This window comes from Pseudomonas putida, from assembly GCF_002741075.1.
GTDB lineage: Bacteria > Pseudomonadota > Gammaproteobacteria > Pseudomonadales > Pseudomonadaceae > Aquipseudomonas > Aquipseudomonas putida_T.
In genome coordinates this window covers 4111183-4135847 of sequence record NZ_CP016634.1, presented here as the reverse complement: position 1 = coordinate 4135847, position 24665 = coordinate 4111183, and the positions used below count along the sequence as shown (strand labels likewise).

Genomic DNA, 24665 nt, shown 5'->3' with positions numbered 1-24665 from the left:
AGAGATGTTCGAGCGTCTGCGTGAAGATATCCAGAGCGTATTCCATCGTGATCCGGCGGCGCGCAACGCCTTCGAGGTGCTGACCTGCTATCCGGGCATGCACGCGATCTGGTTGCACCGCCTGGGTCATGCCTTGTGGGTTCGCGACTTCAAGTGGCTCGCGCGCCTGGTGTCGAACTTCGGGCGTTGGCTCACCGGTATCGAGATCCATCCGGGGGCGACCATCGGTCGGCGCTTCTTCATCGATCACGGCATGGGCATCGTCATTGGTGAAACCGCCGAGATCGGCGATGACGTCACCCTGTACCAGGGCGTGACCCTTGGCGGCACCAGCTGGAACAAAGGCAAGCGCCATCCGACCCTGGAGAACGGCGTGGTGGTGGGGGCTGGTGCCAAGGTGCTCGGCCCTTTCACTGTCGGGGCTGGGGCCAAGATCGGTTCCAATGCCGTGGTGACCAAGGCGGTGCCGGCGGGGGCCACGGCGGTCGGCATTCCGGGGCGTATCATCGTCAAGTCCGAGGACACCGAGGTCGAGGCCAAGCGCAAGGCCATGGCCGAGAAGATCGGCTTCGATGCCTATGGCGTCAGTGGTGACATGCCTGACCCAGTGGCTCGCGCCATTGGCCAGATGCTCGATCACCTGCAGGCGGTCGACGAACGGCTTGAAGGCATGTGCGGGGCACTGACCAAGCTCGGTAGTGACTATTGCGGCAAGGAGCTGCCTGCGTTGCCTGAGGAAGACTTCGTGGACGTCAAGCAAGCCGCGCAGAGCGACACTCAGTCGCATTGATTACGGCGCGCTGATACATGGGGCGTGTGCTCACGCCCCTGGTCTGTTAAACTCGCGCCCGCCTCCCCGATGCAAACCCGACTAAAGCACTAGGTCTAATAGTTGACTTAAATGCTCGGGAATCGCATACTCGCTCACATCCTGTAACTCCCGTGGTACCCATTAGCCATGCGACTGACTACCAAAGGCCGATATGCCGTGACCGCCATGCTCGATCTGGCGTTGCACGCGCAGCATGGGCCGGTGTCTTTGGCCGACATTTCCGAGCGCCAGGGCATTTCTCTCTCTTATCTGGAGCAGCTGTTCGCCAAGTTGCGCCGCAGCAGCCTGGTCTCCAGCGTGCGCGGCCCGGGTGGCGGCTACCAGCTGTCGCGGGGCATGGAAACCATCCAGGTGGCCCAGGTCATCGATGCGGTCAACGAATCGGTCGATGCCACCCGTTGCCAGGGCCTGGGAGACTGTCACGCCGGTGACACCTGTCTGACCCACCACCTGTGGTGCGATCTCAGCCAGCAGATCCATGAATTCCTCAGCGGTATCAGCCTGGCCGACCTCGTCATGCGCCGCGAGGTGCAGGAAGTCGCCCACCGCCAGGACCTGCGACGCGTCGCGGGCCGTACCGCCCAGATGGACAAGATTGAGACGTCCGCCGTCGACTGATAGCAGCGACGAGCGACGCCACCGCCTGATAGGAGATACTCAATGAAGTTGCCGATCTACCTCGATTACTCCGCGACCACGCCGGTCGATCCCCGCGTCGCCCAGAAGATGGCCGACTGCCTGCTGGTCGACGGAAACTTCGGTAACCCGGCCTCGCGCTCCCACGTCTTTGGCTGGAAGGCCGAGGAGGCGGTCGAGAATGGCCGTCGCCAAGTCGCCGAGCTGATCAACGCCGACCCGCGCGAGATCGTCTGGACCAGCGGTGCCACCGAGTCCGACAACCTCGCCCTCAAAGGCGTGGCGCACTTCTATCAGACCAAGGGCAAGCACATCATCACCTCCAAGATCGAGCACAAGGCGGTCCTCGATACCGCTCGCCAGCTCGAGCGTGAAGGTTTCGAAGTCACCTACCTCGAGCCGGGCGAAGACGGCATCGTCACCCCGGCCATGGTCGAGGCGGCGCTGCGTGAAGACACCATCCTGGTCTCGCTGATGCACGTGAACAACGAAGTCGGCTCGATCAACGACATCGCCGCCATCGGTGAGCTGACCCGCTCGCGCGGCGTGCTGTTCCACGTCGACGCCGCTCAGTCGGCTGGCAAGGTCGAGATCGACCTGCAGAAGCTCAAGGTCGACCTGATGTCGTTCTCGGCGCACAAGGTCTATGGCCCGAAGGGTATCGGCGCGCTGTACGTCAGCCGTAAGCCGCGTGTGCGTCTGGAAGCCATTATCCACGGTGGTGGTCATGAGCGCGGCATGCGCTCGGGTACCCTGCCGACCCACCAGATCGTCGGCATGGGCGAGGCCTTCGCCATCGCCAAGCAGGAAATGGCCGCGGAGAACGCACGCATCAAGGCTCTGAGCGACCGCTTCTTCGAACAGGTCTCCAACCTCGAAGAGCTGTACGTCAACGGCAGCCGTACCGCGCGCGTGCCGCACAACCTGAACCTGAGCTTCAACTACGTCGAAGGCGAGTCGCTGCTGATGTCGCTCAAAGACATCGCCGTATCGTCCGGTTCGGCCTGTACCTCCGCTTCGCTCGAGCCGTCCTACGTCCTGCGCGCCCTGGGCCGTAACGACGAACTGGCGCACAGCTCGATCCGCTTCTCCTTCGGCCGTTTCACCACCGAGGAAGAAGTCGACTACGCCGCGCAGAAAGTCTGCGAGGCCGTGAACAAACTGCGTGAGCTGTCGCCGCTGTGGGACATGTACAAAGACGGCGTTGACATCTCCAAGATCGAGTGGGCCGCCCACTAAGCAGTCGCCAGCAAGAGCGGCTCCCTGATGAGGAAGGAATTGCACCATGGCATACAGTGAAAAGGTCATCGACCACTACGAAAACCCACGCAACGTCGGCAAGATGAACGCCGATGATCCTGATGTCGGTACCGGTATGGTCGGCGCGCCGGCCTGCGGTGACGTCATGCGTCTGCAGATCAAGGTCAACGAGCAGGGTGTCATCGAAGACGCCAAGTTCAAGACCTACGGCTGCGGTTCGGCCATCGCCTCCAGCTCCCTGGCCACCGAGTGGATGAAGGGCAAGACCCTGGACGAAGCCGAGACCATCAAGAATACCCAGCTGGCCGAAGAACTGGCGTTGCCGCCGGTGAAGATCCACTGCTCCGTGCTCGCCGAGGACGCCATCAAGGCGGCCGTGCGCGATTACAAGCAGAAGAAAGGCTTGCTCTAAGTCGCCTGTCGCAAGGTCACTGACGTTGAGGAAAGAGTTCCGATGGCTATCAGCATGACAGAAGCCGCCGCCAACCACGTGCGGCGTTCCCTCGAAGGGCGCGGCAAAGGCGAGGGCATCCGCCTGGGCGTGCGCACCACCGGCTGCTCGGGCCTGGCCTACGTGCTGGAGTTCGTCGATGAACTGGCCGCCGAAGACCAAGTGTTCGAGAACCATGGCGTGAAGGTCATCATTGACCCGAAGAGCCTGGTGTACCTCGATGGCACCGAGCTGGACTTCGTCAAGGAAGGGTTGAACGAAGGCTTCAAGTTCAACAACCCCAACGTGCGCGGTGAGTGTGGCTGCGGCGAAAGCTTCAATGTCTGAGGCTTGACGTGGGTACTCCTTGCCATTTCGCTCTGTTTGACCTCCAGCCTGGCTTCCGTCTGGACCTCGATAAGTTGGCTAGCCGCTACCGCGAGCTGGCCCGCGAGGTCCATCCGGACCGTTTCGCCGATGCCTCCGAGCGCGAGCAGCGCGTGGCGCTGGAAAAGTCGGCGGCACTGAACGACGCCTACCAGACCCTGCGCAGCGCGCCGAGCCGTGCCCGTTACCTGCTGGCTATCAGTGGCCATGAAGTGCCCCAGGAAGTGACCGTGCGCGATCCTGACTTCCTTCTGCAACAGATGCAGTGGCGAGAAGAGCTCGAAGAGCTGCAGGACGAAGCCGACCTGGACGGCGTAGCGGTGTTCAAAAAGCGCCTGAAGGCCGCACAGGAGACACTTAACGAGGACTTTGCCGCCTGCTGGGACGTGGCTGCCGAGCGTGACAAGGCCGAGCGCCTGATGCGCCGCATGCAGTTCCTCGACAAGCTCGCCCAGGAAGTGCGCCAACTCGAAGAGCGCCTCGACGATTAACCCCGGCGTTGCCCGTGACGACGCCTAAGGTACTCAGATAAGCATGGCCCTACTGCAGATCGCCGAACCCGGTCAAAGCCCTCAGCCGCACCAGCGTCGCCTGGCGGTGGGGATTGACCTGGGCACCACCAACTCCCTCGTCGCTGCCGTGCGCAGTGGTCGCAGCGAGCCCCTGCCTGATGCGCAGGGCAATGTCATTTTGCCGTCCGCGGTGCGCTACCTCGAAGGTCGCAGCGAAGTCGGCCTGGCTGCGCGCGAAGCGGCCTCAAGCGACCCGCTCAACACTATTCTGTCGGTCAAGCGCCTGATGGGGCGCGGCCTGGCTGATGTCAAGCAATTGGGTGAACAGCTGCCGTACCGTTTTGTCGGCGGCGAGTCGCATATGCCGTTCATCGACACGGTCCAGGGGCCCAAGAGCCCGGTGGAGGTGTCTGCCGACATTCTCAAGGTATTGCGCCAGCGCGCCGAGGAAACCCTCGGAGGCGAGCTGGTGGGCGCGGTGATCACCGTCCCGGCCTATTTCGACGATGCCCAGCGCCAGGCCACCAAGGATGCTGCTCGTCTGGCTGGCCTGAGCGTGCTGCGCCTGCTCAACGAGCCGACCGCCGCTGCCGTTGCCTATGGGTTGGACCAAAACGCCGAGGGCGTGGTGGCGATCTATGACCTGGGCGGCGGCACTTTCGATATTTCCATCCTGCGCCTGACCGGCGGTGTCTTCGAAGTGCTGGCCACCGGCGGCGACACCGCCCTGGGCGGTGACGATTTCGACCATGCGATCGCCGGCTGGATCATCGAGCAGGCGGGCCTGTCTTCCGATCTCGATCCGTCCGCCCAGCGCCAGCTGTTGCAGGCTGCCTGTGCCGCCAAGGAAGCCCTGACCGACGCCGATGTCGTCAGCGTGCGTCATGGTGATTGGCAGGGTGAATTGAGCCGTGCTGGGTTCGACGCACTGATCGAGCCGATGATCGCCCGTAGCCTCAAAGCTTGCCGCCGCGCTGTGCGCGACAGCGGCATTGAGCTGGAGGAGGTCGGTGCGGTGGTGATGGTTGGTGGCTCGACCCGCGTTCCCCGTGTGCGCGAGGCCGTCGGGGGCTTGTTCGGCCGTACTCCACTGACATCCATCGACCCGGACCAGGTGGTTGCCATCGGTGCTGCCATCCAGGCCGACACCTTGGCCGGCAACCGCCGCGAAGGTGGCGAATTGCTGCTGCTGGACGTCATCCCGCTGTCCCTGGGCCTTGAGACCATGGGCGGCTTGATGGAAAAGGTGATTCCGCGCAACACGACCATTCCGGTGGCCCGCGCGCAGGAGTTCACCACCTACAAGGATGGCCAGTCGGCCATGATGATCCACGTGTTGCAGGGCGAACGCGAGCTGATCAGCGATTGCCGTTCGCTGGCGCGCTTCGAGCTGCGCGGCATCCCGGCCATGGTCGCTGGCGCGGCGAAGATCCGCGTTACCTTCCAGGTGGATGCCGATGGTTTGCTCAGCGTCTCGGCCCGTGAACTGGGCTCTGGCGTGGAATCCAGTATCCAGGTCAAACCGTCCTACGGACTGACCGATGGCGAGATTGCCCGCATGCTCAAGGACTCCTTCGAACATGCAGGCTCCGACAAGCAGGCGCGCCAGTTGCGCGAGCACCAGGTCGACGGCGAACGCCTGCTCGAAGCGGTGCAGGGTGCCCTGGATGCCGACGGTGATCGACTGCTCAGCAGCGAAGAGCGCGAAGCGATCGAGTACCAGATGCAAGAATTGCGTGATTTGCTCAGCGGCACCGATGGCGCGGCCATCGAGCAGCAGACCAAGCGTCTGTCGCAGGTGACCGATGCATTTGCCGCCCGTCGCCTTGATTCGACGGTCAAAGCCGCACTGGCCGGGCGCAACCTGAATGAGATCGAGGAGTAACCGATGCCCCAGGTGATTTTCCTGCCGCACGAGAAGTTTTGCCCGGATGGGCTGGTGGTGGAGGTGGAGCCAGGCACCAATATCCTGGAGCTGGCCCACGAGCACCACATCGAGATGGAGAGTGCCTGCGGTGGCGTTTGCGCCTGCACCACCTGCCATTGCATCGTCCGCGAGGGGTTCGACTCGCTGGAAGAGGCCGATGAGCTGGAAGAAGACATGCTGGACAAGGCCTGGGGCCTGGAAGCGCAATCGCGCCTGGCCTGCCAGGTGATCGTCGGGGAAGAAGACCTGACCATCGAGATCCCCAAGTATTCGCTCAACCACGCCGCCGAAGCGCCGCACTGAGGTTCCAGCATGAGCCTGAAATGGATTGATGTACTTGAGATCGCCATCCAGCTTGCGGAAAGCAAGCCGGACGTCGATCCTCGTTATGTGAATTTCGTCGATCTGCACCGCTGGGTGCTGGCTTTGCCAGAATTCAGCGACGATCCGTCACGCGGCGGTGAGAAAGTGCTCGAGGCCATCCAGGCGGCCTGGATCGAAGAAGCCGACTGAGCGTTACCTGCAGGTTAGGCAATCCCCTGGAACCCGCGTATAATTCGCGGGTTTAATTTTTCGCAACACTCAATTTTCTGGAGTTATCCATGGCTGTTCAACGTACTTTCTCCATCATCAAGCCTGACGCCGTTGCTAAAAACGTTATCGGCGAAATCACCACCCGTTTCGAGAAAGCCGGCCTGCGCGTCGTCGCTTCGAAGATGAAGCAACTGTCCAAAGCCGAGGCCGAAGGCTTCTACGCTGAGCACAAAGAGCGCGGTTTCTTCGCTGACCTGGTTGCCTTCATGACCTCCGGTCCTGTCATCGTCCAGGTTCTGGAAGGCGAAAACGCCGTTCTGGCCAACCGTGAGCTGATGGGCGCCACCAACCCGAAAGAAGCTGCTGCCGGTACCATCCGCGCTGACTTCGCCGTTTCCATCGACGAGAACGCTGTCCACGGTTCCGACTCGGAAGCTTCGGCTGCCCGCGAAATCGCTTACTTCTTCTCCGCTACCGAGCTGTGCGACCGCATTCGCTAAGCGAAGCAGGTCTTGGGTGATTCCATGAGTGACATGACTGGCAAGATCAACCTGTTGGGCCTGACCCTCCAGGAAATGGAAAAATTCTTCGAGTCCATCGGAGAGAAGCGTTTTCGTGCCGGTCAGGTCATGAAATGGATTCACCACTTTGGCGTCGATGATTTCGCTGCCATGACCAATGTCGGCAAGGCCTTGCGCGAAAAGCTCGAGGCCGTTGCCGAGATTCGGGCGCCTGAAGTGGTCAGTGAAGACATTTCTGCCGACGGCACCCGCAAATGGGTGGTCCGCGTTGCCTCCGGCAGCTGCGTCGAGACCGTCTACATCCCCACCGATGACCGCGGCACCCTCTGCGTTTCGTCGCAAGCCGGCTGCGCCCTGGATTGCAGTTTCTGCTCCACCGGCAAGCAAGGCTTCAACAGCAACCTCACCGCCGCCGAAGTGATCGGTCAGGTGTGGCTTGCCAACAAATCCTTCGGTACCGTCCCGGCCAAGATCGACCGCGCCATCACCAACGTGGTCATGATGGGCATGGGCGAACCGCTTTTGAATTTCGACAATGTCATCGCCGCCATGAAGATCATGATGGATGATCTGGGTTATGGCATTTCCAAGCGCCGCGTCACGCTGTCCACCTCGGGCGTGGTGCCGATGATCGATGAGCTGGCCAAGCACATCGACGTATCCCTCGCGCTGTCGCTGCACGCGCCCAACGACGAGCTGCGTAACCAACTGGTGCCGATCAACAAGAAGTACCCGCTGAAGATGCTGCTGGAGTCGTGCATGGGCTACATGTCGACACTGGGCGGCAAGCGCGTACTCACCATCGAGTACACCTTGCTCAAGGACGTCAACGACCAGCCCGAGCATGCAGCCCAGATGATCGAGCTGCTGCGCGATGTGCCGTGCAAGATCAACCTGATCCCGTTCAACCCGTTCCCTCATTCGGGTTATGAGCGGCCGAGCAACAATGCCATCCGCCGCTTCCAGGATCTGCTGCATCATGGTGGCTTCAACGTCACCACCCGCACCACTCGCGGCGAAGACATCGATGCAGCCTGTGGTCAGTTGGTCGGCCAGGTCATGGACCGCACCCGCCGTAGCGAGCGCTACATCGCCGTGCGCCAGTTGAGCGCCGACGCAGAGCGCCAAGACACCGCCCCGCGCCACTGACGGTACCCGCCCATGACCTTGCGCGCCGCGCTGTCGATCCTGTCGCTTTCGCTGCTGGTTGGTTGCGTTTCCGGTGGGTCGGGTGACCCTCTGGCCAGTCGCCAGGGTCGCGAGGAAGCCGGGCGGGCCTACGTACAATTGGGCTTGGGGTATTTGCAACAGGGTTTGACCGGCCAGGCCAAGGCACCTTTGGTGCGGGCCTTGGCGCTCAATGGCAACGACGCCGATGCTCACGCAGCCCTGGCGCTGGTATTCCAGGCCGAAGGCGAGCCGGCCCTGGCCGAAGCGCATTTCAACAAGGCCCTGGCGGCGCGCCCGGGGGATACCCGGATTCGCAACAATTACGGCAGTTTCCTTTATGCTCAGGGGCAATTTGCCAAGGCCGAGCAGATGTTTCGCCAAGCCGCCGCCGATACCCTGTATCCTGAGCGCTCTCGGGTCTACGAGAATCTGGGGCTGGTCGCCCTGAAACTCGAGCGTCGGGATCAGGCGCATGAATACTTGGCCAAGGCCCTGCAACTCAATCCGCGGCAACCGAAGGCGTTGCTCGAAATGGCTGAGTTGTCCTACGAAAACAGGCATTATGTGCCGTCCCGGGACTACTACGATCGTTTCAGCCAACTGAACGACCCGAGCGCCCGTAGCTTGTTGCTGGGCAGCCGCCTTGCCCAGGCATTCGACGAGCCAGGCACTGCGGCCGAACTGGGCCAGCAATTACAACGACTTTATCCCGGTACGCCGGAATATCAGCAATACCTGTCGGAGCAACGATGAAAGCCGCGCACCCCGAAGTAGCAGCAGCGACTCGCCAGAATCCCGGTGAGGTCTTGCGCCAGGCCCGCGAGAGCCGGGAATGGTCGCAAGCCGAGGTGGCCCGTAAGCTCAACCTCACGGTAAGTTCGTTGAACAACCTTGAAAATGGCGCCTTCGACAAGCTGCCAGGGCATACCTTTGCCCGTGGTTACATCCGCGCCTATGCCAAGCTGATGGACATGGACCAGGCACCTCTGGTCGAGGCGTTCGATCACTACACCGGTACTCACGCCAAGGGCAGCGAGGTCCATTCGCTGGGCCGAATCGAAGAGCCGGTGCGCCTGTCGCACAATATCCTGCGTGGTGTCAGCCTGCTGCTGTTGGTGGTGGTCGTCGGCGGTGGCTTCTTCTGGTGGCAGGACCAGGGCAGCCTGCGCGGCAAGGACCTGGCCAAGATCGCCCTTGAGCATGTCGAGGTCGAGAGTGCCGATGGCACCACCCAGATCCATCCGCTGGACGAGCCGGAAGACCAGGCCGTGACCGAAGGCCAGCAACCTGAAGGCGCGCCGTTGCCGCTTGAGCAAACCACCGAAGGCTCCGCGCCTGAAGCTGTGATCAGCAGCGAAGCCCCGTCAACCACGACCGAAAACTCCGCAGCCACTCCGGCGCCCCAGGCTCCAGCCGCGGCCCCGACCGCCAATGCACCTGTCGTGCCTGCCGCCGTGGCTGCCCCGGTCGCCCCCGTCGCGCCTGCTGTCAGTGCACCGGTCACTGCCGCGCCGATCCCGGCCGAAGTGCCGGCAGGCAACGCCAAGGTTCAAATCCAGTTCACCGCCGATTGCTGGACCCAGGTCACCGACGGCAACGGCAAGGTGCTGTTCAGCGCCATCAAACGCAAGGGCGATAGCCTCGACCTGAATGGCAAGCCGCCGTTCTCGGTGCGCCTGGGCTTTGCCCGTGGCGCCCAGGTCAGCTACAACGGCCAGCCGGTCGACGTCGCTCCGTTCACCAGTGGCGAGACCGCTCGCCTGAAGTTGGGACAGTAACCATGCACGGCGAATCTCCGATCAAACGTCGCGAATCCCGGAAGATCTGGGTCGGCAATGTCCCGGTGGGTGGCGATGCCCCCATCGCGGTGCAGAGCATGACCAACACCGATACCAATGACGTCGCCGCCACCGTCGCGCAGATCCAGCGCCTGGTCGATGCCGGCGTCGATATCGTCCGTGTATCGGTACCGGACATGGACGCCGCCGAGGCGTTCGGTAGAATCAAGCAGCATGTCAGCGTGCCGCTGGTCGCCGACATCCACTTCGACTACCGCATCGCGTTGCGCGTGGCCGAACTGGGCGTCGACTGCCTGCGCATCAACCCGGGCAATATCGGCCGTGAGGACCGTGTGCGTGCGGTAGTCGACGCTGCCCGTGACCGCGGCATCCCGATCCGCATCGGCGTCAACGCCGGTTCGCTGGAAAAGGACCTGCAGAAGAAATACGGCGAACCGACCCCAGCAGCGCTGGTCGAGTCGGCACTGCGTCATGTGGAGCACCTGGATCGTCTGGATTTCCAGGACTTCAAGGTCAGCGTCAAGGCGTCCGATGTGTTCATGGCCGTGGAAGCCTATCGCCTGCTGGCCAAGCAGATCGTCCAGCCCCTGCACCTGGGCATCACCGAAGCTGGTGGCCTGCGTTCGGGGACGGTGAAATCCGCCGTCGGCCTCGGTATGCTGCTGGCCGAAGGCATTGGCGATACCATTCGCATTTCCCTGGCCGCCGATCCGGTCGAGGAAGTGAAGGTCGGCTATGACATCCTCAAGTCGCTGCACCTGCGTTCACGTGGCATCAACTTCATCGCCTGCCCGAGCTGCTCGCGGCAGAACTTCGATGTGGTCAAGACCATGAACGAGCTGGAGGGGCGCCTGGAAGACCTGCTGGTACCGCTGGACGTGGCCGTGATCGGCTGCGTGGTCAACGGCCCAGGCGAAGCCAAGGAGTCCCACGTGGGGCTGACCGGCGGTACGCCGAACCTGGTCTACATCGACGGCAAACCATCGCAGAAGCTGACCAATGACAACCTGGTCGATGAGCTGGAAAAACTCATCCGCCAGAAAGCGGCCGAAAAGGCCGAGGCCGACGCGGCGCTCATCGCCCGCGGCTGATACCCAGATTCGTAAGGACTTTTCGTGAGCAAATCGCTGCAAGCCATCCGTGGCATGAACGACATCCTGCCCGACCAGTCGCCCCTGTGGCGCTACTTCGAGGGTACCGTGGCCGGCCTGCTGGACACCTATGGCTACAGCCAGATCCGCACGCCGATCGTCGAGTTCACCGAGCTGTTCAAGCGCTCGATCGGTGAAGTCACCGATATCGTCGAAAAAGAGATGTACACCTTCGAGGACCGTAACGGCGACTCGCTTACCCTGCGCCCTGAAGGCACCGCCGCCTGCGTACGCGCCGTGCTTGAGCACGGCATCACCGGCAACGGCCAGGTGCAGAAGCTGTGGTACGTCGGTCAGATGTTCCGCCACGAGCGTCCGCAAAAGGGCCGCTACCGCCAGTTCCACCAGATCGGTGTCGAGGTGTTCAACCTCGAAGGTCCGGACGTCGATGCCGAACTGATCATGCTGACCTGGCGTCTGTGGGGCCTGTTGGGTATCCAGGACGCGGTCAAGCTGGAGCTCAACAGCCTCGGCACAAGCGAGGCCCGCGCACGCTACCGCGATGCGCTGGTCGAGTTCCTGTCGGCACGTCTCGAGCAATTGGACGAAGACAGCCAGCGTCGCCTCAAGAGCAACCCGCTGCGCATCCTCGACAGCAAAGACCAAGGTACCCAGGCGGTACTGGTCGGCGCGCCGAAGCTCGAAGACTACCTGGACGAAGAGTCCCGCGTGCATTTCGAGGGGCTCAAGGCTCGCCTGGATGCTGCCGGCATTCCGTTCGTGATCAATACCAAGCTGGTCCGCGGCCTGGACTACTACAGCAAGACCGTGTTCGAGTGGGTCACCGACAAGCTCGGCGCCCAAGGCACCGTCTGTGCCGGTGGCCGCTACGATGGCCTGGTCGAGCAGATGGGCGGCAAGCCGACCCCGGGCGTTGGTTTCGCCATGGGCATCGAGCGCCTGATCCTGCTGCTGGAGACCCTGGGCAAGGTGCCCGAGTCCATCAGCCGTCAGATCGACGTTTACCTGTGCGCCTTCGGCGAGCAGGCGGAGCTGGCCGGTCTGCGCCTGTCCGAGGGCCTGCGCGATCGCCTGCCGGGCCTGCGCCTGGCGGTCAATGCCGGTGGCGGCAGTTTCAAGAGCCAGTTCAAGAAGGCCGACAAGAGCGGGGCGCTGTTTGCCCTGATCCTCGGTGATGACGAGCTGGCGCAGCAAGTGATTGGATTCAAGCCCCTGCGTGGCCAGGGCGAACAACAGAACATTGCCTGGGATGCTCTGGCCGAGCACCTGCAAGCCGCTGTCGCGCAGGCGTGACAGGGTCAAACAGCCGAATTGCTGAAAAGGAGTATTGGGGTGTCGAGTACCGATGATGATGGCCTGGCCGCAGCCAAGGACTGGTGGAACCGCAACGGCAAGCCGCTGCTGACCGGTGCCCTGCTGGCTGGCGTGGTGGTGATGGGCTGGCAGACCTGGCACAAGTACCAGAACAACCAGTCGCAAGGCGCCTCTGCCCTGTACCAGGCCCTGCTGGAAACCAGCCTGACGCCAAGCGGCCAGCCAGACGCGACCAAGGTCGCGGAACTGTCCGGCAAGCTCAAGAGCGAGTTCGGTGGCTCGGCTTATGCCCAGTACGGCAGCCTGTTCGTGGCCAAGGTCGCGGTCGACAGCGGCAAGCTTGACGACGCCGCCGCCGAGCTCAAGAGCGTGATGGACAAGCCGGCCGACGCCACCCTGGGTGAGATCGCGCGCCAGCGTCTGGCCCGTGTGCTGGCGGCTCAGGACAAAGCCGAAGAAGCCCTCAAGCTGCTCGACGGTGATGCCGACAAGGCTTTCCTGGCCAGCCGCGAAGAGCTCAAGGGGGACCTGCTGGTCCAGCTGGGGCGTGCCGACGATGCCCATAGTGCCTATGAAAAAGCCAAGGCTGCGCTGTCCGATGACGCCGCGGTCGGTGGCCTGCAACTGAAGCTGGATGACCTGGCCAAAGGGGACGCCTGACGTGATCGGTTGGAAACAAGCAGCAGTGCTCACCCTGGCCGTTCTGGCCGCAGGTTGCAGCAGCAACAGCAAGAAGGAACTGCCTCCGGCCGAGCTGACCAAGTTCACCGAGGAAGTGGTGCTCAAGAAGCAGTGGAGCCGCTCGATCGGCGACGGCCAGGGTGAGACCTACAACACCTTGGTCCCGGCCATCGAGAACGATCGTATCTACGCCTCCGACGTCAATGGTCGGGTCATGGCCCTTAACCGCATCGACGGCGACGTGGTGTGGAAAAAGGACCTGGACCTGCCGGTCTCCGGCGCGGTCGGTGTTGGTTACGGCCTGGTCATGCTCGGCACCCTCAAGGGCGAGGTCATTGCCCTGGATTCCAGCACTGGCGAAGAGCGCTGGCGTTCGCGGGTGACCAGCGAAGTGCTGGCGCCGCCTGCCAACAACGGTGACGTGGTGGTGGTGCAGACCCAGGACGATCGTCTGATCGGCCTCGATGCCGCCACCGGCGATCGCCTGTGGATCTACGAGAACACCCCGGCCGTATTGACCTTGCGCGGCACCGGTGCGCCGGTGGTGACCAACCGCCTGGCCGTGGCCGGCCTGTCCACCGGCAAGGTGGTCGCGGTGGATGTGCGCAATGGCGTGCCGGTGTGGGAGAGCCGTGTGGCCATCCCGCAGGGCCGTTCGGAGCTTGACCGCGTGGTAGACATCGACGGCGGTCTGCTGCTGTCCGGTGGCACTCTGTACGTGAGCACCTACCAGGGCCGCGTCGCGGGCCTGGACCTGGAAAGCGGCCGTGTGCTGTGGCAGCGCGATGCCTCCAGCTACGTCGGTGTCGCCCAAGGCTTCGGCAACGTCTATGTCAGCGAAGCGTCGGGCACCGTGGAAAGCGTCGATGAGCGCTCTTCCAGCGCCCTGTGGACCAACGACTCCATGGCACGCCGTCAGCTGTCGGCACCGGAAGTCTTCTCCAGCTACGTGGCTGTGGGTGATTTCGAGGGCTACCTGCACCTGCTCAGCCAGGTCGATGGTCGCTTCGTCGGTCGTGAGCGGATCGACAGCGATGGCTTGCGCGCACGTCCCCTGGTGGTCGGCGACACCATCTATGTCTTCGGCAACAGCGGCAAACTCGAGGCACTGACCATCCGCTGAAGCTAAGCTTGAGGCCGGATACGGTCTCGAGCCGCGGCGCATGATGTGCCGCACGAACTCCGGCCGCTGCCTTGCAGCGGCCTTTGCATTTTCAAGAATTCAAGAGTGGAGAGCCGCATGGTTCCCGTAATCGCCCTGGTGGGACGGCCGAACGTCGGCAAATCCACCATGTTCAACCGCCTGACCAAGACCCGCGATGCCATCGTCGGTGACCTGTCGGGCCTGACCCGTGACCGCCAGTATGGTGATGCCACCTGGCAGGGTCGCTCGTACATCCTGATCGACACCGGTGGTATCACCGGCGACGAAGTGGGCATGGACGAGAAGATGGCCGAGCAATCGCTGATGGCCATCGAAGAAGCCGACTACGTGCTGTTCCTGGTCGATGCCCGCGCCGGTATGACCGCCGCCGACCAGATGATCGCCGAGCACCTGCGCAAGCGGAACAAAGAGGCGATCCTGGTCGCCAACAAGATCGACAACATCGATGCGGACGTCGCCCGCGCCGAGTTCTCGCCACTGGGCATGGGCAACGCCATTCCCGTAGCCGGCTCCCAGGGCCGTGGCATCAACGCCCTGATGGAAAGCGTGCTGGGCCACATCCCGCGCGACAAAGTCGAGGAAGCCCTCGACGAAGACGTCGCAGAAGGGGAAGAGGCCGCGCGTATTCCGGGCCCGAGCGAGAAGGATGGTATCAAGATCGCCATCATCGGCCGCCCCAACGTCGGTAAGTCGACCCTGGTCAACCGCATGCTCGGCGAAGAGCGCGTGGTGGTCTACGACCAGCCGGGCACCACCCGTGACAGTATCTACATCCCCTTCGAGCGTGATGACGAGAAGTACACCTTCATCGACACCGCCGGGGTGCGCAAGCGCGGCAAGATCCACGAGGAAGTCGAGAAGTTCTCGGTGGTCAAGACGCTGCAGGCGATCAAGGACGCCAACGTGGTGATCTTTGTCATGGACGCCCGCGAAGGGGTGGTCGACCATGACCTGAACCTGCTGGGCTTCGCCCTGGAAGCAGGCCGCGCCATCGTCATCGCCCTGAACAAGTGGGACGGCATGGAGCCGAGCGAGCGTGATTACGTGAAGACGGAGCTCGAGCGTCGGCTGTTCTTCGTCGACTTCGCCGACATCCACTTCATTTCCGCGCTGCACGGCACCGGTGTGGGTCACTTGTACAAATCCGTGCAGGCTGCGTTCAAGTCGGCGGTCACCCGTTGGCCGACCAGCCGCCTGACCCAGATCCTCGAGGACGCCATCAGCGAGCACCAGCCACCGATGGTCAACGGTCGCCGCATCAAGCTGCGCTATGCCCACCTGGGTGGCGCGAACCCGCCGCTGATCGTGATCCACGGCAACCAGACCGACAAGATCCCGCGGTCGTACTCGCGTTACCTGGAAAACACCTACCGCCGGGTGCTCAAGCTGGTCGGCACGCCGATTCGCATCGAGTACAAGGGCAGCGACAACCCGTTCGAGGGCAAGAAAAACACCCTCACCGATCGTCAGGTCAACAAGAAGCGTCGCCTGATGTCGCACCACAAGAAGGCTGAGAAGAAGCGCAAGGACAAGCGCAAGTAAGCCTATTGGGGGCGCTCTGCGGCGCTTTGCGGGTGAACCCGCTTCCACAGGTACCGTATCGCACTTGAGAGCGATGCAATACCAGCGGGAGCGGGTTCACCCGCGAAGAGGCCTGCTGACACAAGGCAATCCCCCTATTGTTTCAACCTTTTTCCTGACCGCTCGATCCGCTATGCTCGGCCTCTACCCCGTGCCGAATGCAGTGTTCAGGAAAGAGGGCTTCATGATCCGCAGCAAATTGCCGAACGTCGGCACGACCATCTTCACCACCATGTCGCAGCTCGCTGTGCAGACGGGTGCGCTCAACCTGTCCCAGGGCTTCCCTGACTTCGATGCGCCCCAGGCGTTGCTCGATGCGGTGTGTCGCCATGTCATGGCCGGCCATAACCAGTATTCGCCGATGACCGGCCTGCCAGCCTTGCGCCAGCAGGTAGCGGCCAAGATCGCGCGCCTGTACGGCGCCACGGTCGATGCCGATCACGAAGTGACCATCACGCCGGGTGCCACCGAGGCGATCTTCTGCGCCATTCAGGCGGTGATCCAGGCGGGTGACGAGGTGATCGTTTTCGACCCTTCCTATGACAGCTACGAGCCATCCGTCGAACTGGCCGGCGGGCGCTGCGTGCATGTGCAGCTCTGTGACGGCGACTTCCGTATCGATTGGCAGAAATTCAGCGATGCGCTGACGCCGCGTACGCGCATGGTCATCCTCAACTCGCCACACAACCCCAGCGGCGCCTTGATCAGCCGTGAGGACCTGGACCAACTGGCGCGGCTGATCGAGGGCCGCGATATCTACCTGATCAGCGACGAAGTCTATGAACACCTGATCTATGACGGCGTGCGCCATGCCAGCGTATTGGCTCATGAGCAGCTGTACTCGCGCGCGTTCGTGATCAGCTCGTTCGGCAAGACCTATCACGTTACCGGCTGGAAGACCGGCTATGTGGTGGCGCCACCGGCCTTGAGCGCGGAGCTGCGCAAGGTCCACCAATACGTCAACTTCTGCGGCGTGACGCCGTTGCAGTGTGCCTTGGCCGACTACATGGCCGAGCATCCGCAACATCTGGATGAACTACCGGGCTTCTATCAGGCCAAGCGCGATTTGTTCTGCGATTTGCTGCAGGACTCGCGTTTCACCTTCACCCGCACGCCAGGCACTTACTTCCAACTGGTGGACTATTCGCAGATCCGCCCGGACCTGGGCGATGTCGAGATGTCCCTGTGGCTGACCCGTGAGCACGGTGTGGCCACCATTCCGGTTTCGGTGTTCTACCAGCAACCCATCCCCGAGCAACGCCTGGTGCGCCTGTGCTTTGCCAAACGTGAGGAGACGCTGCGTCAGGCGGCGGAAAAACTATGCGCGATCTGAGTGAACTGCCCAACCTGAAAGTCGCCCTGGTGCAGACAACCCTGGCCTGGCACGACCGCGAGGCCAACTATGCGCATTTCGAAGAGCTGTTGGCCCAGGTCGGTGAAGCGGATCTGGTGATCCTTCCCGAGATGTTCACCACCGGTTTCTCCATGGAGTCCGAAAGCCTCGCCGAGCCCGAGAATGGGCCGACCTACAAGTGGCTCAAGGCCCAGGCCAAGAAGTTCGATACCGTGATCACCGGCAGCGTGATCATCCAGGCTGCCGATGGCAGCCACCGCAACCGGCTGCTTTGGGCGCGGCCCGATGGCGAGATCCTGCATTACGACAAGCGCCACCTGTTCCGCATGGCCGGCGAGCATCGGCACTACACCCCGGGTGAGCGCCAGGTGCAGTTCGAGCTCAAGGGCTGGCGCGTGCGTCCGCTGATCTGCTACGACCTGCGCTTCCCGGTGTGGAGCCGCGATGCCCAGGATACCGACCTGCTGCTGTATACCGCCAACTGGCCGGCCGCGCGCCGTCAGCACTGGAACCGTCTGTTGCCGGCGCGAGGGATCGAAAACCTGTGCTATGTGGCGGCGGTGAACCGTGTCGGCACCGACGGCAAGGGCTTTGCCTATTCCGGCGACAGCCAGGTGCTGGATTTCCAGGGTGAGAGCCTGCTCAGTGCCGGCGAGGCCGATGGGGTGTTCACGGCGGTGCTGAGCGCGTCGGACCTGGCGGCCTATCGCGCGCGCTTCCCGGCCAATCTGGATGCCGATACCTTCGAGCTGCATTGAGACCTAGGGGCTGCTTGGCAGTCCATCGCGGCGCAAGGCCGCTCCTACACGGGATCGCGGTCTCCTGCAGGAGCGGCCTGGTGCCGGGAAAGGGGCGCCTTTGGGATCAATACACATCCCGCCGATACCGCCCGTCCTCGATCAGCTGCTGCACTACCTCGGCCCCGAGGACGCCACTGAGCGCCGCATCCACCCCAGCGGCCATTCCCTGCAAACTGCCGCAGACATAGACACATGCCCCGTCGGCTACCCAGTGCTTGAGCGTCTCGGCCTGCAGCAAGAGCACATCCTGTACATAGACCTTCTCCGCCTGGTCGCGGGAAAACGCCAGGTCCAGTCGTTGCAGGTCGCCATCGGCCAACCAGGTTTGAAGCTCGTCGCCGCACAGCAGGTCATGGGCGCGATTGCGCTCGCCGAACAGCAACCAGTTGCGCCGCTCACCCGCGGCGATACGCGCCTTGAGCAGACTGCGCAGGCCGGCAAGGCCCGTGCCGTTGCCGATCAGGATCATCGGTGCAGGCGCATCCGGGAGGCGGAAGCCGCTGTTGCGGCGCAGGCGCAGACTGATGTTGCCCTGCAGCGGGAGGTATTCAGTCAACCAGCCCGAGCCCAGGCCCAAGGTGCCATCTGGGCGTCGCTCCTGACGCACGATCAGCTCCAGCACGCCGTCGCTGGCGATCGAGGCAATGGAGTATTCCCGTGCAGTGATGGGAATCAAGGCATCGACCAACGCCTGGGCGTGCAGGCCCACCAGGTGTTCCCGGCTCAGTGGCAACTGGCGAGTGGCCAGGGCCTGGCCGAGGGGCTCATCCAGACCGTCCAGGCGCACCGGTGTCGTTGCGTCCAGGCCCAAACCGGCGAGCAAGGCGTCGATGCGCGGTTGGCCGTTGCGCGGCAGGACTTCTACCAGGTCGCCGGCTTCCCAGGTCTGGGGATGGTCTGACTGAAGCCCCAGCAGGTAGACCGGTGCGCCCTGGCTGCCAGGGTTCAGGCACTGGCGCTGGCGCAAGGTCCAGTTGGCGAACGACGGCGCTTGCCAGGCCGTCACCGGCTGGGATCCGGTCAGTTGGGCGAGTGCCTGCTGCCACTGCAGCAGGGCTGCCGGGTCGGCGTTGTCCACCTCAACCGCGCTGAAGGCGCGGGTGGCGCCACGTTCGTCCAGCCACGCTTGAAGCCTGCGGGCGAAGCCGCAGAAGTGAGGGTATTGGCGATCGCCGAGGGCGAGCACTGCGTAGTTCAGGTGATTCAATGCCCACGGCTGGCCTAGCACCTTGCGCTCGAAGGCGCGGGCGCTGTCAGGCGCTTCACCGTCGCCGAACGTGCTCACCACGAACAGGGCGCGACGGGCCTGTTGCAGGTCGCGCTCACCCAGCTCGGCCAATGGCCGGACTTGCACCGGCAGGCCGGCTGCTTGCAATTGGCCGGCACTCTGCCAGGCCAATTGTTCGGCGAAACCGCTTTGGCTGGCGAAACCGATCAGCCAGCTGTCGCCGCCCGCCTTGGCATGGGATACCGAGCTGCGGGCAGCCCTTACCTGGCGCTTCTTGCGCCGGCGGTCGAGATACAGCAGCCAGCCGGTGATGAAGAACAGCGGCATGGTCAGGCTGGCCACGGTGACGATGATCCGTCCTGGCAGGCCGAAGTAGCTGCCTACGTGCAAGGCATAGACGCTTTGCAGCAACTGCGCCTTGAATGACTTGTCGGTGTAGCGCTCATGACGTTTTACCTGGCCGGTGGCCGGGTCCAGCGTCAGGGTATTGAAGGCGCGTTCGTGGTCGGCACTTTCGAGCAGGTAGAAAAGCGTGGCCGGCTGCCCACCGGCGGGCGGCAGACGCAGGTTATAGCTCACAAGGCCGGGGCCTGCGGCCTCCTTGAGGCTGGTCCAGATGGCGTCGTAGTCCACCACCAAAGGCGGTGCGTTCCTGTCGAGTTTTTGCGGACCGTGGCGGCCACGGCCCTCGCCGCGCTTGTGCTGCTGCCCGGCGGCGGGGGCATCTGCCAGCAGTCTGTTCAGGCCTTCGCGGTACCACTCGTAGGACCAGAACAGGCCCGTCAAGGCGAACAGCAGATAGAACAGCAGGCACCAGGTCCCGGCGACGGCGTGCAGGTCCCAGTTGAAGGCGCGGCCTTTCTTGGCCCACTCCAGTGTCAGCCAGGCCCGCCAGTTCAGCGCCTGGCGTGGCCAGCGCAGGTACAGGCCCGAGAGGCAGAAAAACACCAGCATCAGGGTGCAGGCGCCGGTGATCTGCCGGCCGGTGTCACCCATGGCCAAAAAGCGGTGCAACTGCAGCATCAGGTTGAAGAAGCCTTGCCCGGTGACTTCGCCCTGGAATTGGCCGGTATAGGGGTCGGCATAGCGCATCTCGCCGCGACGCTGGCCCGGTGGCGGCTGGAAGAAGATCCGCGCGGCGTTGCCATCGCGGGTATCGACCCACAGCATCGAGACGGTATCGCCTTGGGCGGCTTCGACTCGGCGCACCAGTTCGGCCGGTGGCAGCACGCCTTCCTCGCGCACCTGGACCTTGAGCACGTCCGGGTTGAACAGGCGTAGCAGTTCTTCCTGGAAGGAGTAGACCGCCCCGGTGATCCCCATCAATGCCAGCACCAGGCCGGCGGTGATGCCAAAGAACCAGTGCAATTGGAACAGCGACTTCTTCACCACATCGTTCACCTTGTCTGGGCGCCGGGCGGGGCGCGGCGCGCATTATGCCTTGGTACGCGAAAGCCCCGGTCACCGGAAAGGTGAGCGGGGCTTTGGGGCGCGATTTGATTAGAAGTGGAAGTTCGCGCTCATCAGTGCAGTACGCCCTGGAGCGACGTGCGCATAGTGTGGAGCGAACACCTGGTCGAAATAGCGCTTGTCGGTCAGGTTCTGCACGTTGAGTTGCAGATCGACGTTCTTGGTCAGGCGATAGGTCGCCATTGCATCGTAACGCCAGTACGACGGTACCTCGACCGAGTTGGCTTCATCGCCAAAGCGCGAATCCATGAAGGTAGCGCCTGCGCCAACGGTCAGTTGTGGAACGATGTCGTAGGTCGACCAGAACGTGAAGCTGTTACGCGGCGTGTTCGGCATATGATTGCCCTTGTTCGCCGGGGTCGTGGTCTTCACGATCTCGCTTTCCATGTAGGTGTAGCCGCCATAGACCTTCCATTTCTGGGTGAGGTTGCCCGCATATGTGAGCTCGAGGCCTTGGACGCGCTGTTCACCGTCCAGTACCTGGTAGCTGGCATTATCAGGGTCCGTTACCCGTGCATTGGTCTTGTCGGTGCGGAACAGCGCAGCAGTCAGCGAGAGGTTGTCATCGAAGAAGTCCCACTTCGTGCCGATCTCGTAGTTGCGGTTACGTTCTGGATCAAGGTCGCTATTGTTTCTTGACAGATCCAGGCCACCGTTTCCGCTGGTTTCACCCGAAGGGTTGCTCGAGGTTGACCACGCGGCATAGATGCTGCCATTGGGCAGAGGGTTGTAGACCACACCCATTTGGTAGTTCCACAGATGGGTATTGTTCTCGCGCGAGAAGCTGCCGGCCGGGCCATTGCGACCTGCATTGGCGTAACCACTGGACTTGGTCTGGTAGTCGTCGTAGCGCAGCCCCATGTTCAGCGACCATTGTTCATTGAACTTCAACGTGTCGAAGACATAGATAGCGCTGGTCTTGGTGTCGGTGTCGGTGAACGCCTTGCTGTCGGTGATGGTACCGGACCATGCGTCATCCGGAGACGGATCATGCAGACTGGTGCAGTCGCCAGATGCCAGCAAAGCAGGAGTGCACTTGGTGCCATTGCCCGCCGCGGATTTGATGTCGTAACCACGGTTGTGCGTATCGCTGTAGGTGAACTCCAGACCCGTGACGAGGCTGTGCTCAATGGAACCTGTATTGAACTTCGCGCTCAAGTCGGTCTGGTTGACCCAACCTTTGGAGGTTGAGTTCCGGTTTTTGGTCGCACGGTAGACCGTGCCATCGGCCACGTTGCCCTTGCTGTCGTCAGGGTTTGTGACGATGTAGTCCAGAGTTGAACGCGACATGCGGAAACTGTTGGACAGCGTCAGGTTTTCGTTGAAGTCGTGCTCGATCTTGAGCGTGCCGCTGTCGTTGGTGGTCTTGCGATAGTCGCGATCGTTCAGGCCGTAGAAGTTGTCGCGATCCACATGCGCGGGTTTGTCGACGTTGTATTTGCTGCGATTGGCGCTACGCGTGAGCGGAATGCCGTAGTCCGGCATGTCGTCGGTCTTGAGGTGGTAGTAGCCGACAGTCACGCGAGTATCGGTACCGAGGCCGAAAGCGAACGAGGGGGCGACACCCCAACGGCTGACATCCACATCATCTCGGCCGGCGACGTTGGCTTCGTGTTTCATCAGGTTCAGGCGAAACGCCGAAGTGTCGGTCAGTTGCTTGTTCAGGTCCAACGTGGTCCGCTTGGTCTGATCAGAGCCCCAGGTAAAGCCACCGTTGTAGGCATCACCGAGCTTGGCGGTTTTGGTCACCAGGTTCAGGCTGCCACCAGTGGAGCCTGCGCCGGTGAAGGCCGAGCCAGGGCCTTTGCTGACCTCGATCGATTCGACGTTGAAGATTTCACGGCTCTGCGAAGCCACGTCGCGCATGCCATCGACGAATACATCGCTTTCTGCATTGAAACCGCGAATGATCGGACGGTCGCCTGCCGGGTTGCCGCCTTCGCCAGCACCGAAGGTGATGCCAGGGGTCGTACGCAATGCGTCTACGAGACTGGTAGCACCCGTATCACGAATGACCTGCTGTGGAATGACGGTGACACTCTTGGGTGTTCCGCGCAGCGGCGCCGTGTACTTCTTCGAGGTTGCCGTGTCGGTCTTGTAGCTGGTGGTGTCCTGTGCCGCGTTGACACTGGTGGCATCCAGCGAGACGACGCCATCGGTTGGCTGTTCCGCCGCTAGGGCAAGCTGGGCGGCGGAGGAAGCAGTAATGGCAACGCCGATGGCGGAGACGAGCAGACGTGGTGAACTCACAGCAGATGGCACGTGACGCATTTCGATGAACCTTCCCCAAGGTTTGAAGTCGGCGGATCTTAATGCAAGCAATTGCGAGTCTCAATTGAGAATCGTTAACAGTCGCAAGAAACTTACAATCTTTACAATTTCTCTTTACGGTTTTCCTGTGCTGAAACGTCTTAAGCGGCGTGTGGGGCTTGTGCGGTGTAAAAGGGAATCAATATCATTGGCGGCTTTCCTACCTACCAAGGTGCCGCCGTCATGCTGCTTCACATTCCCGGCTTGTTCGACGCCGACGAGCTCTCCCGCATCCGCGAGGCGCTGGAGCAGGCGGACTGGGCCGATGGCAAGGTCACTGCGGGTTATCAGTCGGCCAAGGCCAAGCACAACCTGCAGTTGCCCGAAGGGCACGCGCTGGCCAAGGAGATCGGCAGCGCCCTCATCGATCGCCTGTGGCGCAATCCGCTGTTCATGTCTGCGGCATTGCCGCACAAGGTCTTCCCGCCGCTGGTTAACTGCTATCGCGAAGGTGGCAATTTCGACTTCCATATCGACAATGCGCTGCGCCAGCCCAAGGGCAGCCCCGAGCGGGTACGCACGGATGTCTCATCCACATTGTTCTTGAGCGACCCGGACAGCTACGACGGTGGCGAGCTGGTGATCCAGGACACCTATGGTGTTCAGCAGGTCAAGCTGGCGGCAGGCGACATGGTGCTGTATCCCGGTACCAGCCTGCACAAAGTCAATCCGGTCACCCGGGGCGCGCGTTATGCGGCGTTCTTCTGGACCCAAAGCCTGGTCCGCGAGGACAGCCAGCGCGCCCTGTTGTTCGACATGGATAACGCCATCCGGCAACTGACCGCCGATGTGCCGGACCACCCGTCGTTGCTGCAACTGACGGGCACCTATCACAACTTGCTGCGCCGCTGGGCCGAGGTCTGAGCTGTGTCGTATCAGTTGCGTCGTGAGGAAGTCGTCGATATCGCAGGGCTGCAGGCCATGCTCGAACAGAGCCCCGGCACGGCGGCCCAAGCCATCCTTGCCGCGGCAGGAAGGGGGGCGGTCGAGGCGCAATTGCTGCTCGGGCAGATTCTGCTGGATGGACGCGGTATCGAGCAGGATCGGGTGCTGGCGCGGCAGTGGTTTGGTATTGCGGCCCAAGGCGGCAGCGCCATGGGCCACAACATGCTGGGGCGCTGCCTGGAGCATGGCTGGGGCGGGGAGCCCAACCTGGTCATGGCCGCTGCGCACTATCGCCAGGCTGCCGACGCCGGGCTGGATTGGGGGCTGTACAACTACGCCAACCTGCTGGCCACCGGGCGAGGTGTCGCCGTCGACCAGGCTCGCGCGTTGAACTGCTACGAAAAAGCCGCGCACCTGGGGCACGCCAAGTCGATGAACCTGTATGGCCGTTACCTGGAGCAGGGGATCGCCATCGCGGCCAGTCCGGCGCGCGCGGTGCGTTGGTATCGCCGTTCGGCCGAGGCGGGGGATTTTCGCGGCATGTTCAGCCTGGCGATGGTGCTGGTCGAACGCGGGCAATTGGTCGAGGCGCAGCCTTGGCTGGAGCGGGCGCGGATCGAGGGAAACCTGAATTTTCTGAACAGTGCCTTGGTGACCTTGCAGCAGGCCGGGCCGAGGCTGATGGCGTTTGCCGCTCGGTATGCCGAAGAACTGCAAAAACGCCGGCAATGAGGGCGTCTGTGCCGGCTCTTTCGCG

24 protein-coding genes are annotated in these 24665 nt (G+C 62.6%); 22 read left to right on the top strand and 2 right to left on the bottom strand.

Going from position 1 to position 24665, the window contains the following annotated elements; translation table 11 throughout:
• Positions 1-4: 4 nt before the first annotated feature.
• The 20 genes from cysE (at position 5) to IEC33019_RS19240 (ending at position 17973) form a co-directional block, all read left to right on the top strand.
• On the top strand, positions 5-790 hold the full coding sequence (gene cysE, locus IEC33019_RS19335) for a serine O-acetyltransferase (protein ID WP_070093065.1): 786 nt from the start codon (positions 5-7) through the stop codon (positions 788-790).
• Positions 791-958: 168 nt separating this feature from the next.
• On the top strand, positions 959-1450 hold the full coding sequence (iscR, locus tag IEC33019_RS19330; RefSeq protein WP_070093064.1) for a Fe-S cluster assembly transcriptional regulator IscR: 492 nt from the start codon (positions 959-961) through the stop codon (positions 1448-1450).
• 42 nt (positions 1451-1492) lie between these two features.
• The gene (locus IEC33019_RS19325) at positions 1493-2707 is read left to right on the top strand and encodes an IscS subfamily cysteine desulfurase (RefSeq protein ID WP_043208086.1); all 1215 of its coding nucleotides are present in this window, start codon (positions 1493-1495) and stop codon (positions 2705-2707) included.
• Between the two features lie 46 nt (positions 2708-2753).
• The gene (gene iscU, locus IEC33019_RS19320) at positions 2754-3140 is read left to right on the top strand and encodes a Fe-S cluster assembly scaffold IscU (RefSeq protein WP_043208088.1); all 387 of its coding nucleotides are present in this window, start codon (positions 2754-2756) and stop codon (positions 3138-3140) included.
• Positions 3141-3182: 42 nt separating this feature from the next.
• Positions 3183-3506 carry an iron-sulfur cluster assembly protein IscA gene (gene iscA, locus IEC33019_RS19315; protein ID WP_043208089.1) on the top strand — a complete coding sequence of 108 codons (324 nt, stop codon included), beginning with the start codon at positions 3183-3185 and terminating at the stop codon, positions 3504-3506.
• A gap of 8 nt (positions 3507-3514) precedes the next feature.
• Positions 3515-4036, top strand: a complete 522-nt coding sequence (gene hscB / locus IEC33019_RS19310) for a co-chaperone HscB (RefSeq protein ID WP_070093063.1) — start codon at positions 3515-3517, stop codon at positions 4034-4036.
• A gap of 43 nt (positions 4037-4079) precedes the next feature.
• The gene (gene hscA, locus IEC33019_RS19305; RefSeq protein ID WP_070093062.1) at positions 4080-5942 is read left to right on the top strand and encodes a Fe-S protein assembly chaperone HscA; all 1863 of its coding nucleotides are present in this window, start codon (positions 4080-4082) and stop codon (positions 5940-5942) included.
• Between the two features lie 3 nt (positions 5943-5945).
• A complete protein-coding gene (gene fdx / locus IEC33019_RS19300) occupies positions 5946-6287 on the top strand; it encodes an ISC system 2Fe-2S type ferredoxin (protein WP_043208095.1) in 342 nt (113 codons plus the stop codon).
• Between the two features lie 9 nt (positions 6288-6296).
• Positions 6297-6497, top strand: a complete 201-nt coding sequence (gene iscX / locus IEC33019_RS19295) for a Fe-S cluster assembly protein IscX (RefSeq protein WP_023382209.1) — start codon at positions 6297-6299, stop codon at positions 6495-6497.
• An 89-nt stretch (positions 6498-6586) separates the two neighbouring features.
• Positions 6587-7018, top strand: a complete 432-nt coding sequence (ndk, locus tag IEC33019_RS19290) for a nucleoside-diphosphate kinase (protein ID WP_023382208.1) — start codon at positions 6587-6589, stop codon at positions 7016-7018.
• A gap of 24 nt (positions 7019-7042) precedes the next feature.
• Positions 7043-8188 carry a 23S rRNA (adenine(2503)-C(2))-methyltransferase RlmN gene (gene rlmN / locus IEC33019_RS19285; protein WP_070093061.1) on the top strand — a complete coding sequence of 382 codons (1146 nt, stop codon included), beginning with the start codon at positions 7043-7045 and terminating at the stop codon, positions 8186-8188.
• A 12-nt stretch (positions 8189-8200) separates the two neighbouring features.
• Entirely contained in the window at positions 8201-8962 is a 762-nt protein-coding gene (gene pilW, locus IEC33019_RS19280; RefSeq protein ID WP_070093060.1) for a type IV pilus biogenesis/stability protein PilW, read from the top strand.
• On the top strand, positions 8959-9987 hold the full coding sequence (locus IEC33019_RS19275) for a RodZ domain-containing protein (protein ID WP_070093059.1): 1029 nt from the start codon (positions 8959-8961) through the stop codon (positions 9985-9987). Before pilW ends, IEC33019_RS19275 begins: the two co-directional genes overlap by 4 nt.
• Positions 9988-9989: 2 nt before the next feature.
• Positions 9990-11099: a flavodoxin-dependent (E)-4-hydroxy-3-methylbut-2-enyl-diphosphate synthase gene (ispG, locus tag IEC33019_RS19270; protein ID WP_070093058.1), complete on the top strand. Its 1110-nt coding sequence runs from the start codon at positions 9990-9992 to the stop codon at positions 11097-11099.
• 24 nt (positions 11100-11123) lie between these two features.
• Complete coding sequence (gene hisS / locus IEC33019_RS19265; RefSeq protein WP_070093057.1) at positions 11124-12413, top strand: histidine--tRNA ligase; 1290 nt, start codon at positions 11124-11126, stop codon at positions 12411-12413.
• Between the two features lie 39 nt (positions 12414-12452).
• On the top strand, positions 12453-13094 hold the full coding sequence (locus IEC33019_RS19260; protein WP_070093056.1) for a tetratricopeptide repeat protein: 642 nt from the start codon (positions 12453-12455) through the stop codon (positions 13092-13094).
• 1 nt (position 13095) lies between these two features.
• Complete coding sequence (gene bamB, locus IEC33019_RS19255; protein WP_070093055.1) at positions 13096-14238, top strand: outer membrane protein assembly factor BamB; 1143 nt, start codon at positions 13096-13098, stop codon at positions 14236-14238.
• 117 nt (positions 14239-14355) lie between these two features.
• Complete coding sequence (gene der / locus IEC33019_RS19250) at positions 14356-15822, top strand: ribosome biogenesis GTPase Der (RefSeq protein ID WP_070093054.1); 1467 nt, start codon at positions 14356-14358, stop codon at positions 15820-15822.
• 223 nt (positions 15823-16045) lie between these two features.
• On the top strand, positions 16046-17194 hold the full coding sequence (locus IEC33019_RS19245; RefSeq protein ID WP_070093053.1) for a pyridoxal phosphate-dependent aminotransferase: 1149 nt from the start codon (positions 16046-16048) through the stop codon (positions 17192-17194).
• Positions 17182-17973, top strand: a complete 792-nt coding sequence (locus tag IEC33019_RS19240; RefSeq protein ID WP_070093052.1) for an amidohydrolase — start codon at positions 17182-17184, stop codon at positions 17971-17973. The genes IEC33019_RS19245 and IEC33019_RS19240 overlap by 13 nt, the downstream gene beginning before the upstream one ends.
• 106 nt (positions 17974-18079) lie before the next feature.
• Here the strand turns inward: IEC33019_RS19240 and IEC33019_RS19235 are convergent, their stop codons facing one another.
• A complete protein-coding gene (locus tag IEC33019_RS19235; RefSeq protein ID WP_070093051.1) occupies positions 18080-20635 on the bottom strand; it encodes a PepSY domain-containing protein in 2556 nt (851 codons plus the stop codon).
• Between the two features lie 108 nt (positions 20636-20743).
• Positions 20744-22984, bottom strand: a complete 2241-nt coding sequence (locus IEC33019_RS19230) for a TonB-dependent receptor (protein WP_099593850.1) — start codon at positions 22982-22984, stop codon at positions 20744-20746.
• 222 nt (positions 22985-23206) lie between these two features.
• Between IEC33019_RS19230 and IEC33019_RS19225 the strand changes: the two genes are divergently transcribed.
• Positions 23207-23887 carry a Fe2+-dependent dioxygenase gene (locus tag IEC33019_RS19225; RefSeq protein ID WP_070093049.1) on the top strand — a complete coding sequence of 227 codons (681 nt, stop codon included), beginning with the start codon at positions 23207-23209 and terminating at the stop codon, positions 23885-23887.
• 3 nt (positions 23888-23890) lie between these two features.
• The gene (locus IEC33019_RS19220; protein ID WP_070093048.1) at positions 23891-24640 is read left to right on the top strand and encodes a tetratricopeptide repeat protein; all 750 of its coding nucleotides are present in this window, start codon (positions 23891-23893) and stop codon (positions 24638-24640) included.
• Positions 24641-24665 lie beyond the last annotated feature (25 nt).

Coding starts and splice junctions, on each gene's coding strand:
- IEC33019_RS19240 (WP_070093052.1), top strand. CDS start 17,182: ATGCGCGATCTGAGTGAACTGCCCAACCTGAAAGTCGCCCTGGTGCAG.
- hscA (WP_070093062.1), top strand. CDS start 4,080: ATGGCCCTACTGCAGATCGCCGAACCCGGTCAAAGCCCTCAGCCGCAC.
- rlmN (WP_070093061.1), top strand. CDS start 7,043: ATGAGTGACATGACTGGCAAGATCAACCTGTTGGGCCTGACCCTCCAG.
- fdx (WP_043208095.1), top strand. CDS start 5,946: ATGCCCCAGGTGATTTTCCTGCCGCACGAGAAGTTTTGCCCGGATGGG.
- IEC33019_RS19225 (WP_070093049.1), top strand. CDS start 23,207: ATGCTGCTTCACATTCCCGGCTTGTTCGACGCCGACGAGCTCTCCCGC.
- cysE (WP_070093065.1), top strand. CDS start 5: ATGTTCGAGCGTCTGCGTGAAGATATCCAGAGCGTATTCCATCGTGAT.
- pilW (WP_070093060.1), top strand. CDS start 8,201: ATGACCTTGCGCGCCGCGCTGTCGATCCTGTCGCTTTCGCTGCTGGTT.
- iscU (WP_043208088.1), top strand. CDS start 2,754: ATGGCATACAGTGAAAAGGTCATCGACCACTACGAAAACCCACGCAAC.
- iscR (WP_070093064.1), top strand. CDS start 959: ATGCGACTGACTACCAAAGGCCGATATGCCGTGACCGCCATGCTCGAT.
- IEC33019_RS19325 (WP_043208086.1), top strand. CDS start 1,493: ATGAAGTTGCCGATCTACCTCGATTACTCCGCGACCACGCCGGTCGAT.
- iscX (WP_023382209.1), top strand. CDS start 6,297: ATGAGCCTGAAATGGATTGATGTACTTGAGATCGCCATCCAGCTTGCG.
- IEC33019_RS19230 (WP_099593850.1), bottom strand. CDS start 22,984: ATGCGTCACGTGCCATCTGCTGTGAGTTCACCACGTCTGCTCGTCTCC.
- IEC33019_RS19245 (WP_070093053.1), top strand. CDS start 16,046: ATGATCCGCAGCAAATTGCCGAACGTCGGCACGACCATCTTCACCACC.
- IEC33019_RS19275 (WP_070093059.1), top strand. CDS start 8,959: ATGAAAGCCGCGCACCCCGAAGTAGCAGCAGCGACTCGCCAGAATCCC.
- iscA (WP_043208089.1), top strand. CDS start 3,183: ATGGCTATCAGCATGACAGAAGCCGCCGCCAACCACGTGCGGCGTTCC.
- ndk (WP_023382208.1), top strand. CDS start 6,587: ATGGCTGTTCAACGTACTTTCTCCATCATCAAGCCTGACGCCGTTGCT.
- der (WP_070093054.1), top strand. CDS start 14,356: ATGGTTCCCGTAATCGCCCTGGTGGGACGGCCGAACGTCGGCAAATCC.
- ispG (WP_070093058.1), top strand. CDS start 9,990: ATGCACGGCGAATCTCCGATCAAACGTCGCGAATCCCGGAAGATCTGG.